19 protein-coding genes are annotated in these 15,528 nt (G+C 72.3%); 12 read left to right on the forward strand and 7 right to left on the reverse strand.

Features of this window, described 5'->3' with window-relative positions:
* Positions 1-26 precede the first annotated feature (26 nt).
* The 5 genes from BMX74_RS45450 (at position 27) to BMX74_RS07835 (ending at position 3,744) form a co-directional block, all read left to right on the forward strand.
* On the forward strand, positions 27-152 hold the full coding sequence (locus BMX74_RS45450) for a hypothetical protein (RefSeq protein WP_256256825.1): 126 nt from the start codon (positions 27-29) through the stop codon (positions 150-152).
* Positions 153-211: 59 nt separating this feature from the next.
* On the forward strand, positions 212-295 hold the full coding sequence (locus tag BMX74_RS46595) for a putative leader peptide (protein WP_311132608.1): 84 nt from the start codon (positions 212-214) through the stop codon (positions 293-295).
* Positions 296-399: 104 nt separating this feature from the next.
* Entirely contained in the window at positions 400-2,073 is a 1,674-nt protein-coding gene (locus BMX74_RS07820; protein WP_091099270.1) for a nitrite/sulfite reductase, read from the forward strand.
* 151 nt (positions 2,074-2,224) lie between these two features.
* Entirely contained in the window at positions 2,225-2,953 is a 729-nt protein-coding gene (locus BMX74_RS07830) for a phosphoadenylyl-sulfate reductase (RefSeq protein ID WP_091099273.1), read from the forward strand.
* The gene (locus BMX74_RS07835) at positions 2,935-3,744 is read left to right on the forward strand and encodes a sirohydrochlorin chelatase (RefSeq protein ID WP_091099274.1); all 810 of its coding nucleotides are present in this window, start codon (positions 2,935-2,937) and stop codon (positions 3,742-3,744) included. The genes BMX74_RS07830 and BMX74_RS07835 overlap by 19 nt, the downstream gene beginning before the upstream one ends.
* Here BMX74_RS07835 and BMX74_RS07840 read toward each other — a convergent pair.
* The 3 genes from BMX74_RS07840 to BMX74_RS07850 all read right to left on the reverse strand — a co-directional run bounded on the left by BMX74_RS07840 (position 3,716) and on the right by BMX74_RS07850 (position 5,748).
* Complete coding sequence (locus BMX74_RS07840) at positions 3,716-4,444, reverse strand: hypothetical protein (RefSeq protein ID WP_091099277.1); 729 nt, start codon at positions 4,442-4,444, stop codon at positions 3,716-3,718. The genes BMX74_RS07835 and BMX74_RS07840 overlap by 29 nt on opposite strands.
* Positions 4,445-4,446: 2 nt before the next feature.
* A complete protein-coding gene (locus BMX74_RS07845; RefSeq protein ID WP_091099280.1) occupies positions 4,447-4,947 on the reverse strand; it encodes a SigE family RNA polymerase sigma factor in 501 nt (166 codons plus the stop codon).
* 66 nt (positions 4,948-5,013) lie between these two features.
* Entirely contained in the window at positions 5,014-5,748 is a 735-nt protein-coding gene (locus BMX74_RS07850) for a DUF1707 SHOCT-like domain-containing protein (RefSeq protein WP_091099283.1), read from the reverse strand.
* Positions 5,749-5,921: 173 nt separating this feature from the next.
* Between BMX74_RS07850 and BMX74_RS07855 the strand changes: the two genes are divergently transcribed.
* Complete coding sequence (locus tag BMX74_RS07855; protein WP_236714948.1) at positions 5,922-7,271, forward strand: ankyrin repeat domain-containing protein; 1,350 nt, start codon at positions 5,922-5,924, stop codon at positions 7,269-7,271.
* A 50-nt stretch (positions 7,272-7,321) separates the two neighbouring features.
* On the opposite strand, the gene BMX74_RS07860 is transcribed toward BMX74_RS07855, so the two are convergent.
* Positions 7,322-8,092, reverse strand: coding sequence for a SigB/SigF/SigG family RNA polymerase sigma factor (locus tag BMX74_RS07860; RefSeq protein ID WP_055506342.1), 771 nt, complete (start codon positions 8,090-8,092; stop codon positions 7,322-7,324).
* A 203-nt stretch (positions 8,093-8,295) separates the two neighbouring features.
* On the opposite strand from BMX74_RS07860, the gene BMX74_RS07865 reads away from it, so the two are divergent.
* Complete coding sequence (locus tag BMX74_RS07865; RefSeq protein WP_055505901.1) at positions 8,296-8,670, forward strand: VOC family protein; 375 nt, start codon at positions 8,296-8,298, stop codon at positions 8,668-8,670.
* Between the two features lie 14 nt (positions 8,671-8,684).
* On the opposite strand, the gene BMX74_RS07870 is transcribed toward BMX74_RS07865, so the two are convergent.
* Positions 8,685-9,254 carry an HD domain-containing protein gene (locus BMX74_RS07870; protein WP_055505902.1) on the reverse strand — a complete coding sequence of 190 codons (570 nt, stop codon included), beginning with the start codon at positions 9,252-9,254 and terminating at the stop codon, positions 8,685-8,687.
* A 138-nt stretch (positions 9,255-9,392) separates the two neighbouring features.
* Here BMX74_RS07870 and BMX74_RS07875 point away from each other — a divergent pair, with 138 nt between their 5' ends.
* The gene (locus BMX74_RS07875) at positions 9,393-9,818 is read left to right on the forward strand and encodes an OsmC family protein (protein WP_091099285.1); all 426 of its coding nucleotides are present in this window, start codon (positions 9,393-9,395) and stop codon (positions 9,816-9,818) included.
* A 33-nt stretch (positions 9,819-9,851) separates the two neighbouring features.
* Positions 9,852-11,993: a glycogen debranching protein GlgX gene (gene glgX / locus BMX74_RS07880; RefSeq protein ID WP_055505904.1), complete on the forward strand. Its 2,142-nt coding sequence runs from the start codon at positions 9,852-9,854 to the stop codon at positions 11,991-11,993.
* Between the two features lie 10 nt (positions 11,994-12,003).
* Here the strand turns inward: glgX and BMX74_RS07885 are convergent, their stop codons facing one another.
* Positions 12,004-12,405, reverse strand: coding sequence for a hypothetical protein (locus BMX74_RS07885; RefSeq protein ID WP_055506343.1), 402 nt, complete (start codon positions 12,403-12,405; stop codon positions 12,004-12,006).
* A 128-nt stretch (positions 12,406-12,533) separates the two neighbouring features.
* On the opposite strand from BMX74_RS07885, the gene BMX74_RS07890 reads away from it, so the two are divergent.
* The 3 genes from BMX74_RS07890 to BMX74_RS07900 are packed head-to-tail and all read left to right on the forward strand — an operon-like array spanning position 12,534 to position 14,827.
* Complete coding sequence (locus BMX74_RS07890) at positions 12,534-13,256, forward strand: pyrimidine reductase family protein (RefSeq protein WP_091099287.1); 723 nt, start codon at positions 12,534-12,536, stop codon at positions 13,254-13,256.
* Positions 13,253-14,458 (forward strand): ATP-dependent DNA ligase, encoded by a 1,206-nt coding sequence (locus BMX74_RS07895; RefSeq protein WP_091099290.1) that lies wholly within the window; start codon positions 13,253-13,255, stop codon positions 14,456-14,458. Before BMX74_RS07890 ends, BMX74_RS07895 begins: the two co-directional genes overlap by 4 nt.
* A gap of 24 nt (positions 14,459-14,482) precedes the next feature.
* Entirely contained in the window at positions 14,483-14,827 is a 345-nt protein-coding gene (locus tag BMX74_RS07900; RefSeq protein WP_055505906.1) for a hypothetical protein, read from the forward strand.
* On the opposite strand, the gene pgeF is transcribed toward BMX74_RS07900, so the two are convergent.
* Positions 14,802-15,527 carry a peptidoglycan editing factor PgeF gene (pgeF, locus tag BMX74_RS07905; protein ID WP_091099291.1) on the reverse strand — a complete coding sequence of 242 codons (726 nt, stop codon included), beginning with the start codon at positions 15,525-15,527 and terminating at the stop codon, positions 14,802-14,804. The two genes, BMX74_RS07900 and pgeF, sit on opposite strands and share 26 nt — an antisense overlap.
* Between the last annotated feature and the right edge of the window lies 1 nt (position 15,528).

The raw sequence follows: 15,528 nt of genomic DNA on the forward strand, positions 1-15,528 counted from the left end.
GGGCGCGCCGGGGCAATAATCGAAGCGTGATCTGCCAGAGCTGCAAGGACAGACGTCACGACGAGTGCCGCGGCGGCTCCTGGTGCGACTGCCAGCACCAGGAGGAGGAGAAGCCGAAGGAGTCGCCGCTGGACTGGCCGCGCCAGGGGTGAGGCGTCCAGACTGTGGACCCAGTCTTGGACATCCCGGACCGCCAGAGTATCTTCGAAGCATGCCAGCGGACCCCATGCTCGTCGGTCGACGCCACGTCGACCTCCAGCGTGTCCGCAGTGCGATCTGTTGCGACGCCCGCTAATCAGACCTCTTTACCGCTGAGCGCGTCGCACCCTGGTGAAACCCCTGCACTCGATGACGAGGCAGGAGGGACCCTGCGCGCGCCCATGAACAGAAGGACGCGCAATGAGCACCCCTGCCAGCAGGCACCACAAGCGCCCGCGCGGCGAAGGCCAGTGGGCTCTCGGTTACCGGGAGCCGCTCAACAAGAACGAAGAGAACAAGAAGAACGACGACGGGCTCAACGTCCGCCAGCGGATCATCGACATCTACTCCAAGCGCGGTTTCGACTCGATCGACCCCGCCGACCTGCGCGGACGCATGCGCTGGTACGGCCTGTACACGCAGCGCAAGCCCGGCATCGACGGTGGCAAGACGGCCGTGCTGGCGCCGGAGGAGCTCGACGACCGCTACTTCATGTTGCGCGTCCGCATCGACGGCGGCCAGCTCGACGTGCGCCAGCTCCGCGCGATCGCCGACGTCTCCAACCTGTACGGCCGGGGCACGGCCGACCTGACCGACCGGCAGAACATCCAGCTCCACTGGGTGGAGATCGAGTCGGTGCCCGACATCTGGGAGCGCCTGGAGTCGGTGGGCCTGTCCACCACGGAGGCGTGCGGCGACACGCCCCGCGTCATCCTCGGTTGCCCGCTCGCGGGCATCGACGCCGAGGAGACGATCGACGCCACCGAGCAGATCCGGGAGATCAACGAGCGGTTCATCGGCAACCCCGAGTTCTCCAACCTGCCGCGCAAGTTCAAGTCGGCGCTGAGCGGCTGCGTCGCCCACTGCACCGTCCACGAGATCAACGACGTGGCGTTCGTGGGCGTCGTCAACGAGGACGGCGAGCAGGGCTACGACCTGTGGGTGGGCGGCGGCCTGTCCACGAACCCGATGCTGGGCAGGCGGCTCGGCGTGTTCGTGAGCCCGGAGCGGGCGGCCGACGTCTTCGGCGGCGTCATCGGGATCTTCCGCGACTACGGCTACCGGCGGCTGCGGCACCGCGCCCGGCTGAAGTTCCTCGTCGGCGACTGGGGCGTGGAGAGGTTCCGCGAGGTCCTGGAGACCGAGTACCTGAAGGAGCCGCTGCCCGACGGGCCCGCCCCGCAGGAGCCGCGCGGCGGACGCCGCGACCACGTCGGCGTCTTCCCGCAGAAGGACGGCAACTTCTACGTCGGCTTCGCGCCGAAGGTGGGCCGGCTCGACGGCGACAGGCTGCACCTGATCGCCGACCTGGCGGAGCGGTACGGCTCCGACAGGATCCGCACCACCACCGAGCAGAAGATGGTCATCCTCGACGTCACGCCCGACCGGGTCGACGCCCTGGTGGCCGAGCTGGAGGCGAACGACCTCCAGGTCAACCCGTCCACGTTCCGCCGCCACACGATGGCCTGCACCGGCATCGAGTACTGCAAGCTGGCGATCGTCGAGACGAAGGCCACCGCGATGCAGCTCATCGACGAGCTGGAGCGGCGGCTGCCCACCTTCGAGGAGCCGCTGACGATCAACGTCAACGGCTGCCCCAACTCCTGCGCCCGCATCCAGGTGGCCGACATCGGGCTGAAGGGCCAGCTCGTCGTGGACGAGAACGGCGAGCAGGTCGAGGGCTTCCAGATCCACCTGGGCGGCTCGCTCGGCGTGAGCTCCGGCTTCGGCAGGAAGGTGCGCGGGCTGAAGACGACGGCCGCGGCGCTGCCCGACTACGTCGAGCGGGTCGTGACCCACTACGACACCCAGAAGAAGGACGGCGAGTCGTTCGCCGACTGGGTGCAGCGTGCCGACGAGGCGGACCTGAAGTGACCGCGCGAGCCGTGCCCTTCCACTGCCCGTACTGCGGCGACGAGGACCTGGAGCCCTACGAGGGCGACGGTCCTTCTGCCGCGGGGGGCTGGTACTGCCGCTCCTGCGCGCGGGCCTTCAAGCTGACCTTTCTCGGAATCGGAGTGAAGATATGACGCTGGTCGACATCGAGGTGGGTCTGCGACGGCAGCGGGGCACGCTGGACCTGCAGGACATCGTGGAGTCCGCGGCGGCCTTCCTGGAGGGCGCGCAGGCCCGCGACATCATCCGGTGGGCGGCCGCGACGTTCGGCGACCGGCTGTGCCTGACGTCCTCGATGAGCGACGCGCTGCTGATCGACCTGGTCAGCAGGGTCAAGCCCGGCGTGGACGTCCTGTTCATCGACACCGGGTACCACTTCGCCGAGACGATCGGCACCCGCGACGCGGTGCGCCAGGTGTACGACGTCAACGTGATCGACGTGTCGCCGTCGCGGACGGTCGAGGAGCAGGAGCGCGACCTCGGCCCCCGCCTGTTCGGCCGCAACCCCGACCTGTGCTGCTACCTGCGCAAGGTGGAGCCGCTGAACCGGGCGCTGGAGCCGTACCTGGCGTGGGTGTCCGGCATCCGCCGCGACGAGTCGCCCACCAGGGCCGGAACGAAGGTCGTGGAGTGGGACGCCAAGCGGCAGATGGTCAAGGTCAACCCGATCGCGGCCTGGACGCAGGAGGACGTCGACAACTACATCAGCGACAACGGGGTGCTCATCAACCCGCTGCACTACGACGGCTACCCGTCGATCGGCTGCGCCCCCTGCACCCGCCAGGTGGCGGAGGGCGAGGACCCGCGCAGCGGCCGCTGGGCGGGGCTGGGGAAGGTCGAATGCGGCATTCACCTGTAGTCCCCGGCAGGGGCCCCGTCCCGCTGGCAGGCGGGACGGCCCCCGGCCGCGTGCCACTGGTGGCGGTGGCGCACGGGTCGCGCGACCCGCGTGCCGCCGCCACCGTGGCCGCGCTGCTGGACACGGTGCGGCTGGCCCGGCCCGGCCTGCCGGTCGTCACCGCGTTCCTCGACCACTGCGTGCCGTCGCTGCCGCAGGCGCTGCGCGGCCTGGACGCCGGGCGGGGCGCGTCCGCCATGAGCTGCGTGGTGCTGCCGCTGCTGCTGACGGAGGCGTACCACAGCCGGGTGGACCTGCCTGCGGCGCTGAACGAGGCCCGCGCGCGCGACCCGTGGCTGCGGCCGTGCCAGGGCGCCACGCTGGGCCCGCACCCGCTGCTGCTGCGGGCGCTGGAGCGGCGCCTGGCCGAGGCGGGCGTGCCCGCGGGCGACCCGGACACCGCGGTCGTCCTGGTGTCGGCCGGGTCGAGCGATGCCGGGGCCAACGCGGTCGTCGCCACGACGGCCCGGCAGTGGGCGCGCACGGGCTGGTGGGCGGTGACGGCGGCGTACGCCTCGGCGGCGGGGCCGACGCCTGAGCAGGCGGTGGAGCGGCTGCGGCGGGCGGGCGCGCCCCGGGTGGCCGTGGCGCCGTATCTGCTGGCTCCCGGCCACTTCGCCGACAAGGTGCGCGCCGCCACGCCGGGCGCGGTCCACGCGGACGTGCTCGGCGCCGCGCCCGAGCTCGTGGACGTCCTGCTGGAGCGCTACGACGCGGCCCGGCTCACCGCTTGGACGGGCACCGGAACCTGACCTCCCCGGTGCGGGGGTCCAGGACGACCGTCCTCGCCTCGCACGACGGACGCTTCATCACGGTCACCGACCACTCCGCGCGGTAGGGCCGCGCGGAGTCGAGCAGCTTCCCGGCCCGCGCGCCGGTCATCCGGCGGTCTCCCGCCGCGCTCGCGGGCACCAGGGCGGCCTTCACCTCGTTCACGCCCTTGAGCAGTGGCAGGCTCTGCGCCTCGCGGGGCGGCGCCACTCGGGCCGGCGAGCAGCTCTCGCCCCCGGCGAACCGGCCGTTCAGCCAGATCAGCGCGTAGCCGTCGCGGGGGCAGCGCACCAGGAACAGCGCCTTGCCGCCCTTCGCGGTGAACGTGAACGTCTCGGCCGTGCCGCCCCGCTCCGAGCGGTGCTCGTAGGGCAGGCCGCGCGACGGCGTGTCGGACGGCCTTCCGGACGGCTGGGCGAGGACGCCGGCCGCCCCCCGCTCGGCGGGGCCCCGCACCTCGGAGGGCAGGGCGGAGGGCAGGGTTGACGGCAGGGCGGACGGCAGGGCCAGCGCCACGGCGGCCACCGCGGCGGCGGCCATCGCCCCCGCGCCGCCCGCCAGCCCGGCCCGGCGCCCGCGGATGCGGCGGGCCCGCGCGTAGACGTCCTCGACGGTCACGCCCCTGTGGTGACCGCCTGAGCTGTCGTCATCCAGCAGCTCGCGCAACTCGTGTTCTGTCATGGTCAGCTTCCCGTCTCTATCGCGGCCCTGGCCGCGGGATCGAGCCGCAGTCTGGCCAGCGCGCGGCTGGCCTGGCTGCGTACGGTCGCCGCCGAACAGCCGAGGATCCCGGCGATCACCTCGTCCGGCATGTCCTCGAAGTACCGCAGCACGATCACCGCGCGCTGCCGCCGCGGCAGCGCGGCGAGCGCCGTCCTGAGGGCGTCGCGGACGCCGAGGGCGGCCGCCGCGTCGCGGGGGTCGGCCCCGTCGGGCACCTCCGCCGTCGCCAGCTCTCCCCGCCAGCGCCGCCGCCACCAGGAGGCGTGCGTGTTGGCGAGGATCCTGTAGACGTACGGGTCGGGGTCGGCGCCGACGCGGCGCCAGGCCAGCCATGCCCTGGCCAGGGCGTCCTGCACGAGGTCCTCGGCGGTCGCCCAGTCCCTGCACAGCAGATAGGCCGTTCTGAGCAGGCGGGCCGAGCGGTGCTCGACGTAGCGCTCGAAGTCGGCGCGATCCCGCATCGGGGGTCCTTGTCTGTCCGGCGATGTTCACCGATGACTACGCGGTGGGGACCCCCGGATGTTGCATCAGTGTCCGCGCGGGTTTTCCCGGCCTTCCTCCCTGAGCCGGCCGCGCAGCTCGTGCCGCTCGTCCCTGGCGGCCCTGCCCAGCTCGCGCCAGTTCTCGCCGTGCAGGCGCCGCCAGTGCTCGCGCCAGGCGGCGAAGCCGCGCTGGAGCGGCTGCGCCCGCGAGTCGCCGAGCACCTTGACGTCGCCCATCACGGCGTACGCGTGCACCCTGACGACGGGCACGTTCATGCCGGGCTGCGCCTCCTCGACGTCCACCCGCTTGTCGCCCATGACGGCGATGCCGTCGAGGTCCACGATGACGCCGTCGGGGACGATGATCTTCACGTCGCCCATCACGGAGACGGCGGTGATGTCCACGACGCCGGTGCGCACCTCGGCCTCGCGCAGGTCGAGCAGCACGTCGCCCATGACGGCGACGGCGCCGAGCTCCTGGTCGATCCGCCAGGTGCCGCGCCGCTTGGCGTCGCCCATGACGCCCACGAACCAGCGGCGCCTGCGCTGCTCGGGCGCCGGCGCGGCGTAGGGGGCGGGGGTGCCCTGCGGGCCGCCCGCCTGGGGGAGGTCCTGGGTGAGCAGCGCCAGCTCGGCGTGCGTGGTCGCGGAGTAGGCGGCCTCGGTGCGGTCGGTCAGCTCGGCGAGGGTGAGCCTGCCCTCCACCGACGCCACCCGCAACTGCTCGACGACGGCCTCGCGCTCGGCGTCCGAGGCGCGAACCCCACCGGGATCTGTCATAGTCGCAACATATCGCGTCTTGCCCGTTCGGCGCTCCTTCTCAGGGAGGAGAGGCCGTCAGCCGAACTTCGCACCTCCCGCGCCGAACCGCCCTGCCGCGGGAGCCGTACCACCGGATGACACGGACCCCGGCTTGGTCCTGGGCGCGGCCGGACCAGGCTAGGGTCCCTGTCATGCATGAGGAACAGCTCTACCGGGCGGCGCTGAACGGCGAGTCCGACACCGTCGCCAAGCTCCTCGCGGCCGGCGCCGACCCCAACCGGCCCAGCGAGGGCGAGGAGGAGGGCCTGCCGCTCTGCGCGGCGGCCGCCTGGGACCGCGTCGAGACGGCGCGCGCGCTGCTGGAGGCCGGCGCCGAGGCCGACGGCCGGGAGAGCGGCGGCTGGACCGCGCTGATGTGGGCGGCGGCCAACGGCCACGCCGACACCGCGAGCCTGCTCATCCAGGCCGGCGCCACCCTCGACGCCGCCAACGACGACGGCGACACCCCGCTCACCCTCGCCGCCAGGCGCGGCGCGCTGGGCGTCGTGCAGCAGCTCCTGAGCGCGGGCGCCGACCACGAGAAGTACGACGGCGACGGCGACACCCCGCTCGACATCGCCGAGGACTGGGTGGGCGTGCACCTGGAGAGCGCCCTGCTCGACCAGATCGGGCAGGAGGGCTGGGAGTACGTGGTGGGCCGCCAGTACGCCAAGGACGGCACCGAGCTCGTCACCGTGGCGGGCCGCTCCCCCGACGGCTCCGAGACCGAGCAGGTGCAGGCCCAGCGCGGCCACGCCGCCATCGCCACCCTCCTGGAGGACGCGGCGGGCGTGCTCACCCCGGTCGACCAGCTCGTGGCGCGCGCGCTCGCCCACCGCGACGTCGACGAGGACGCCGAGACCTGGTGGATCGTGGCCGACGCCCTGTCCAAGCGGGGCGACGACGAGACGTACGAGGCGCTCGCGCGGCTGTGCGTGAGCGAGGACGCCAGGGAGCGCGAGTTCGGCGTCGACGCCATCGCCCAGTTCGGGCACCGCGAAGGCGAGAAGCCGTACCTGGAGCGCACGCTGCCCCTGCTGCAGAAGATGGTGACGACCGAGGGCAACCCGCAGGTGCTGCGCTCGGTGCTCGCCGCGCTCGGCCACCAGGGCGACCCGCGGGCGCTCCCGCAGGTGCTGGACGTCATCCGGCGTCCCGGGCACCAGCGCACCATGACCGACGCCATCGCGCTCGCCGACGTGCTGCCGCCCGACCACGCCGAGGGCCTGGAACTGCTCATCTCCATGACCGAGGACGACGACGCCGAGGTGCGCGACTGGGCGACCGCGGGTCTGGCGGGGCTGTCCGCCGACACGCCGCGCATCAGGGAGGCGCTGGCGGCCCGGCTGGGCGACGACGACCTGCGCACGGTCGCCGAGGCCACCCGCGGGCTGGCCGAGAGGGGCGACCCTCGGGCCGAGGAGGGCGCCAGGCGCGTCCTGGCGGAGAGCGACGACGAGTACGCCAGGGACCTCGTCACGGAGGCCACCGCCAGCTCCTGACCGCCCCGGCCCGCGCCCCGAGGCGCGGGCCCGTCCACGGGGGCGGCGGCTCAGTCGGAGAGGGCGGAGCGGAGCTTGGTCAGCACGGCCCGCAGGATGCGGGAGACGTGCATCTGCGAGATGCCGAACTCGGCCGCGATCTCCGACTGGGTCATGTTCCCGTAGAAGCGCATGAGCAGGATGTTCTTCTCCCTGGGCGGGAGCGCGTCGATGAGCGGCTTGACCGCGTGCTTGTCGAGCAGGGTGTCGAGCGACTCGTCCTGCATCGGCAGCATGTCGCTGAGGTTGGCGGCGTCCTCGTCGTTGCCGACGGGGGCGTCCAGCGACAGGGCGCTGTAGGCCGTGGACGCCTCCAGCGCGAGCAGCACGTCCTCCTCCGAGATGCCCATCTTGGCGGCCAGCTCGGCCACGGTGGGCGAGTGGCCGAGCGTCTGGGTGAGCTCGGCGGTGGCCTTGTTCAGCTCCAGGCGGCGCTCCTGGTACACGCGGGGCACCCGCACCGCCCAGGTGCGGTCGCGGAAGTGGCGCTTCACCTCGCCGATCATGGTGATCATCGCGTAGCCGCGGAACTCGTGCCCGAGGGCCGGGTCGAACCCGTTGACGGCCTTCATCAACCCCACGTACGCGGCCTGGCGGAGGTCCTCCATCGGCTCGCCGCGGTAGCGGTAGCGACGCGTGACCTCGTTGACGAGCCCGTCGTACATGTCCACCAGACGCTCACGGATGCGGACCTTGCGCAGCTCGGGGACCTCCGGCTTGGCCATCTCGGCCAGCAGCTGCTCGGCGGTCATCTGCTCGAATGCGATATCCAGGACGGCCATCTGATGCTCCATAGGTCTCCAGGCGGCCCCGTCCATGGAAAAAAGCCCAGGCAGAGGCACGCCACGTGTCACGTGAGACGAAGCCCTCTGCTGGACTTCGGGATCAAGGATTCCCCGTGGAACGGGCTTTACCACCTCCTGAAGGTCACAAAACGGTTACGACCGCGGGCCTGACACCCGTCCGTCCGGGGTAGGCAGGAGACATGGCATGCCGAATCAGCGAACTGGTGATCGACAGCCGCGATCCGGAGCACCTGGCGACGTTCTGGTGCGAGGTGCTCGGCTACGTCGTGCTCAGCCGGCAGGAGGGAACCGTCCAGATCGGGCCCAAGGAGGGGTTCGGCGGCCACCAGCCGACCATCGCCTTCAATCCCACCGTCAACGCCAAGACCGGCAAACTGCCGCTCCACATCGACGTGAACCCGACCGACCGCGGCCAGGACGCCGAGCTGGAACGCCTGCTCGCCGTCGGGGCGCGGCCGGCCGAGGTCGGGCAGACCGGCGAGGAGCCCTGGCACGTGCTGGCCGACCCGGAGGGCAACGAGTTCTGCCTGCTGCGCCGCCAGATCGAGCCGTGACAGGACAGGGCGCGTCAGCCGAGGACGCGCGACATCCACTCCAGCGTGCCCGTGCGCAGGGCCTCCTCGGCCAGGCGGCGGCCGGTGGTGGTCTTCAGCGCGGCCAGCGAGCTGTCGATCCACGGCTGCACGTTCTGGTGGCCCTGCTCGCGGTACTCGACCGCCTGCAGCAGGCACTCCAGCTTGTCGGCGTCACGCGCGCACACCGCCTCCAGGCTCGCCTTCTCCTCGTACTCGGCGACCGCGTCGCGCACCATGTCCGCGACCGGGCCGGGCACGCCGTCCATCTGCTCGGCCGTGACCTCCTCGTTCGGCGTGGCGGTGACGTACCGCTTGGCGAGGTAGGGCAGGTCCGTGACCCGGGTCTCCTGCGTGTCGTGGAACAGGCTCATGAACGCCGCCCGCTGCGGGTCGCCGCCCTCCATCGCGGCGATCGCGGCGGCGATCACGGCCGCGCGGAACGAGTGGTCGGCGATGCTCTCGGGGTCACGCACCCCCGCCACCAGCCAGCCGGTACGCCTGTAGCGCTTGAGCAGGCCGATCTCGTACAGCAACCCCGTCAGCCCCGCCAGGTGCTCCGCCACGGCTCCCCCTCCTCGTCCGTCGTTCCGCGTATGCGCAGAGCGTAGACGATCGGTTACAGAACAGCCCGTGACCCCCGCGACACGCCGCGCGGGGAGCCCCGGGATAGGGTCGGAAGTCCACGACGGAGGGAGCAGACCATGGCCACCACCCGTACCGCCACCACGCAGTGGAAGGGCGCCCTGCTCGACGGGTCGGGCACGGTGTCGCTCGACACCTCGGGCGTCGGCACGTTCGAGGTGTCCTGGCCGTCCAGGGCGGAGGCGCCGAACGGCAAGACGTCGCCGGAGGAGCTCATCGCGGCGGCCCACTCGTCCTGCTTCTCGATGGCGCTCGCCCACGGCCTGGCCGGCGCCGGCAACCCGCCGCAGTCGCTGCAGACCACCGCGGCCGTCACCTTCCAGCCCGGCGAGGGCATCACCGGCATCGCCCTGACGGTCCAGGGCCAGGTCCCCGGCATCTCCGCCGAGCAGTTCCAGGAGGCCGCCGAGACGGCCAAGGCGAACTGCCCCGTCAGCAAGGCCCTGGCCGGCACGACGATCACTTTGCGCGCCGAACTCCTGTAGCCGGACCCGGGTGGCGTGCGACAATTGGGTCACATGCGTGAGGTCTGGCCGGGAGAGCCCTACCCACTCGGCGCCACCTGGGACGGCGTGGGCACCAGTTTCGCCGTGTTCTCCGAGGTCGCCGAGCGGGTCGAGCTGTGCCTCTTCCACGACGACGGCACCGAGGAGCGCGTCCGCCTGCCCGAGGTCGACGGGTTCGTCTGGCACGGCTACCTGCCGGGCGTGCTGCCCGGCCAGCGCTACGGCTACCGCGTCCACGGCCCCTACGAGCCGTCCTACGGGCGCCGGTGCAACCCGTCCAAGCTGCTGCTCGACCCGTACGCCAAGGCCATCGACGGCGAGCTGGCGTGGAACGAGGCGCTGTTCCCTTACCACTTCACCGATCCGTCCAGGATCAACATGGCCGACAGCGGGCCGTACATGCCGAAGAACGTGGTCGTCAACCCGTTCTTCGAGTGGGGCAACGACCGGCTGCCGCGCACGCCGTACCACCAGAGCCTGATCTACGAGGCGCACGTCCGGGGGCTGACGATGCGGCATCCCGGCGTGCCCGAGGAGCTGCGCGGCACGTACGCGGGCATGGGCCACCCGGCCGTCATCGACCATCTGCTGTCGCTCGGCGTGACGGCGGTGGAGCTGATGCCGGTGCACCACTACATCCCCGAGCACTTCCTGGTGGCGCGCGGCCTGACGAACTACTGGGGCTACAACACGATGGCCTACCTGGCGCCCCACGGCGGCTACTCCAGCTCGGGCACCAGGGGCCAGCAGGTGCTGGAGTTCAAGGCGATGGTGCGCGCCCTGCACGAGGCGGGCATCGAGGTCATCCTGGACGTCGTCTACAACCACACGGCCGAGGGCGACCACATGGGCCCCACGCTCGGCTTCAGGGGCATCGACAACTCCGCCTACTACCGGCTGCACGACGGCGACCGGCGCTACTACCTCGACTACACCGGCTGCGGCAACTCCCTGAACGTCCGCTCGCCGCACGCGCTGCAGCTCATCATGGACTCCCTGCGCTACTGGGTGCTGGAGATGCACGTCGACGGGTTCCGCTTCGACCTGGCCTCGGCCCTGGCGCGCGAGCTGCACGACGTGGACCGGCTGAGCGCGTTCTTCGACCTGATCCAGCAGGACCCGGTGATCTCGCAGGTGAAGCTCATCGCCGAGCCGTGGGACGTCGGGCCCGGCGGCTACCAGGTCGGCAACTTCCCGCCGCTGTGGACGGAGTGGAACGGCAAGTACCGCGACATCGTCAGGGACTTCTGGCGCGGCACCCACTCCGCGCTGCCCGAGTTCGCCTCCCGCCTGACCGGTTCGGCCGACCTGTACGAGTCGTCCGGCCGCCGCCCGGTCGCCTCCATCAACTTCGTCACCTGCCACGACGGCTTCACCCTCACCGACCTCGTCTCGTACGACCACAAGCACAACGAGGCGAACGGCGAGGACAACCGCGACGGCACCGACGACAACCGCTCGTGGAACTGCGGCGCTGAGGGCCCCGTCGAGGACCCCGAGATCGTCACGCTGCGCCGCCGCCAGCGCCGCAACTTCCTCACCACGCTCTTCCTGTCGCAGGGCGTGCCGATGCTCTCCCACGGCGACGAGCTGGGCCGCACCCAGCGCGGCAACAACAACGCCTACTGCCAGGACAACGAGCTGGCCTGGGTGGACTGGTCGCTGCTGCGCACCGAGTCGGACCTGCTGGAGTTCGTGCGGGCGCTGTCGAAGCTGCGCCGCGAGCACCCGGTGTTCCAGCGCCGCCGCTTCTTCCACGGCGGGGCGTCGGAGGACGGCGGACGGGACCTGGTGTGGCTCACGCCGCACGGCACCGAGATGACGGCGGGCGACTGGCACATCGGCTACGCCAAGTCGCTCATGGTCTACCTGAACGGCGAGGCCATCACCGAGCCCGGCCCGAGGGGCGAGCGCATCGTCGACGACTCGTTCCTGCTGCTGGTCAACGCCCACCACGAGAACATGGCGTTCACGCTGCCGGGCGAGGAGTTCGGCGGGACGTGGCTGCCGGTGCTCGACACCACCCACGACACGATCGAGGACGCCTTCGCCGACGAGCAGTGGCGGGCGGGCGCGGTGGTCGCGGTGACGGCCAGGTCGATCCAGGTCCTGCGGCGGCCGAGGACCACCCACGGAGGGACGCGGCGCTTCTAGCGGACGGCCGTCAGAGGACGCGGCCGGCGCCGGCGCCGAGCAGCACCAGCACGAACGTGGCGACGCCGGCGGCGGCGTGCAGGGCCAGCGCCAGCCGGGGCACGCCGCGCGCGCCCCGCTCGTGGCGTCCGGACCCGAGCCAGCGGGTGGACATCGCGAACCCGAGCAGCGCGGCGGCGCTGACGCCGCCGAACGCGGCCCAGGCGAGGGGCGTGCAGCCGGTGACGAGGTGGGCCGTCCAGCAGCCGAGCGACGACAGCGCCACCGCGGGGTGGGCGATGATCAGCGTCCTCGGGAACCTGGTGACCTTGGCGGCCTGGCGCCGCAGCCCTCCCCCGGCCAGCCAGCGGGCCATCAGGTAGACCCCGACGAGGGCGGCGAACGTCCCCGTCGCGGCGGTGACCAGACCCACGCTGCCTCCCATGGCGACCGCGCCCTTGCCGTCATGTGACGCGCGCTTGTGAAGGGATCTACCCGGTAGGTGAAAGGCGGTATCCCCTGCGGGGGCGGATTGTCGGCGGCGTGTGCCAAGGTAGAGGGGTGCGGCGCATCTATCCCGACTTTCACGACAATCCAGACATCGAGCAGGCCTACGCGTACCCGGAGGGGCGTCCGTGGCTGCGGCTCAACATGGTGGCCAGCGCCGACGGCGGCGCCTGGGTCGACGGCCGGTCCGGCGGGCTGTCCAGCAGGGGCGACAAGCGCATCTTCGCGATCCTGCGCGGGCTCGCCGACGTCGTGCTCGCCGGCGCGCAGACCGTCCGCACCGAGGGCTACGGCCCGGTCAAGCCGCGCGAGTCCTGGAAGTCCATCAGGGCGGGGCGGCCCGCCGCGCCGCCCATCGCCGTGATCACCCGCAGCCTCGACCTCGACCTCGACGGCGAGCTGTTCGGCGACGCGGCGAGCCGCACCATCGTCATCACCTGCGAGTCCGCGCCCACCGCGCGGCGCAAGAAGGCCGCCGGGCGCTGCGACCTCGTCATCGCCGGCGAGGAGAGCGTCGACATGCGCGTGGCCGTCCGCGAGCTGCACGAGCGGGGGCTGACCCGCATCCTGTGCGAGGGCGGGCCGAGGGTCAACGCCGAGCTGTCCGCCGACGGCCTGGTCGACGAGCTGTGCCTGTCGGTGAGCCCCCTGCTGCTCGGGGGCGGCGCGGCCCGCATACTCAACGGCACGGCGGCCCGGGTGCCCATGGCCCTCGGCCAGGTGCTGGAGGAGGACGGCTTCCTGTTCTGCTCCTACAGGAGAGAGGAGCGGCCATGAGCGAGCCGCCACCCGAGCCCCAGGTCCCGTCCCACGCCGAGGCCCAACCGGAGCCGGCGCCCCGGGCCCTGTCCCAGCCCGAGGCCCAACCGGAGCCGGTGCCCGACCTGCCGGTGCGTCCGCCCGTGCCGCCCATGCTGGCCAAGGCCGTCAAGACCATGCCCAGGCAGGACGGCACGCTGTTCTACGAGCCGAAGTGGGACGGCTTCCGCTGCATCGTCTTCCGCGACGGCGACGAGGTCTACCTCGGCAGCCGCAACGAGCGGCCGTTCACCCGCTACTTCCCCGAGCTGGTCGAGGCGGTCAAGGCCGAGCTGCCCGAGCGCTGCGTGGTCGACGGCGAGATCGTGCTGCCGCAGGGCGAGCAGCTCGACTTCGACGCGCTCCAGCAGCGCATCCACCCGGCCGCCTCGCGGGTGAAGCTGCTGTCGGAGCGCACCCCGGCCCAGTTCGTGGCCTTCGACCTGCTGGCGCTGGGCGACGAGTCGCTGATGGAGGCGCCGTTCGCCGAGCGCCGCCGCCGGCTGGAGTCGATCTTCGGCCGGGCGGGCGGGTCGGTGCGCCTCACCCCGATCACCACCAGCGACGAGCAGGCGGCACGCTGGTTCGAGACGTTCGAGGGCGCCGGGCTCGACGGCGTCGTGGTCAAGCCGGGCGACCGGCCGTACGAGCCCGACCGGCGCGCCATGTTCAAGGTCAAGCACGAGCGCACCGCCGACGTGGTGGTGGCCGGCTACCGCGAGCACAAGTCGGGCCCCGTCGTGGGCTCGCTCCTGGTCGGCCTGTACGGCCGCGACGGCAGGCTGCACCACGTCGGCGTGGTGGCCGCGTTCCCCATGGCGCGCAGGGCCGAGCTGGTGGAGGAGCTGCGGCCGTACGTCGCCGAGCTGGGCGAGCACCCGTGGGGCCACTGGGCCGAGCAGGCCGCCGCCACCGTCGGTCAGCCCGCCGCCGGGCCGGCGACCGGCGGCCAGCGGGTGCCCGGCGCGGTGTCGCGGTGGAACGCCAAGAAGGACCTGTCGTTCATCCCGCTCAGGCCCGAGCTGGTGATCGAGGTGGCCTACGACCAGATGGAGGGCGACCGGTTCAGGCACACCGCCCAGTGGCGCCGCTGGCGGCCCGACCGCACGCCCGAGTCGTGCACGTACGAGCAGCTTGAGCGGCCGGTGTCGTACAAGCTGGATGACGTTCTTGCCCGGTAGCGGCAAAGCCGATATATCTCGTTCATGAGTACCGGTGATGAGCTCAAGGCGGCCGTGGCCGCGCGGCGCGACCTCGGGCCCGACTTCGAGGACGCCGTCGTCGAGTCGTTCCTCGACAAGATGGGCCAGGAGGTCGACCGGCGGGTGGACGAGCGCCTGGCCGCCGCCGGGCCCTCCGGCAAGGACCGCGACAGGGCCGCCAGGAGAGCCGACGGTCAGCGGCTGGCGCTGGCGATCGTCTCGCTCTCGGTGGGCACGGCCGCCACGCTGCCGCTGGCCCTGCTCGTGGACGACCCGCCCTACGCCGCCATCTGGATCGGCATCGTCCTGGTCAACCTGATCTTCAACATGGGCTCTCATCGGCGGTGAGCCAGATGAGCCCAGCGAAGCGGCCGCCCGGCTGCTCCCGGCGGTGCGAGTAGAGCTCGTCCGACTCGATCGTGCAGCGCGCGTCGTGCCGGACGTCGCGCACGCCCGCCGCGCGCAGCTGCGCCTCGATGCCGGCCCGCAGGTCGAGCGCCGGCGTGCCCCACGAGGTCACCGACCACGTCCGCGGCACCCGCGCCGCCACCCGCTCCCGCAGGTCGTCCGGCACCTCGTAGCACCGGCCGCACGCGCCGGGCCCGACGAGCGCCGCCATCCGCTCGGGCTCGGCGCCCTTGACCGCCATCGCGCGGACGAGGGCGACGGCGACGCCCGCCTCGGTGCCGGGACGCCCCGAGTGGGCCGCGCCCACCAGCCGCGCCACCGGATCGGCCACCAGCACCGCCGGGCAGTCGGCGCCGAGCGAGGCGAGGGCCAGCCCCGGGGCGTCGGTGAACACGCCGTCGAGGGGCGGCGGGTCGTCGCCGAACGGCTCGCTGACGTAGGCGACGTCGGCGCCGTGCACCTGACGCATGAAGACGATGGCGCGCACCCCCAGCTCGGCCGCGACGCGCTCGCGGTTCGCGCGCACCGCCGCCGGGTCGTCGCCGACCAGGCCGCCCAGGTTGCGCGAGGCGTAGGGGGGCGCGCTGACACCGCCGTGCCTGTCGGTGACGGCGACGCGCACTCCTGGAGCCAGTTGCATG

It is taken from the genome of Nonomuraea pusilla (genome assembly GCF_900109355.1).
GTDB lineage: Bacteria > Actinomycetota > Actinomycetes > Streptosporangiales > Streptosporangiaceae > Nonomuraea > Nonomuraea pusilla.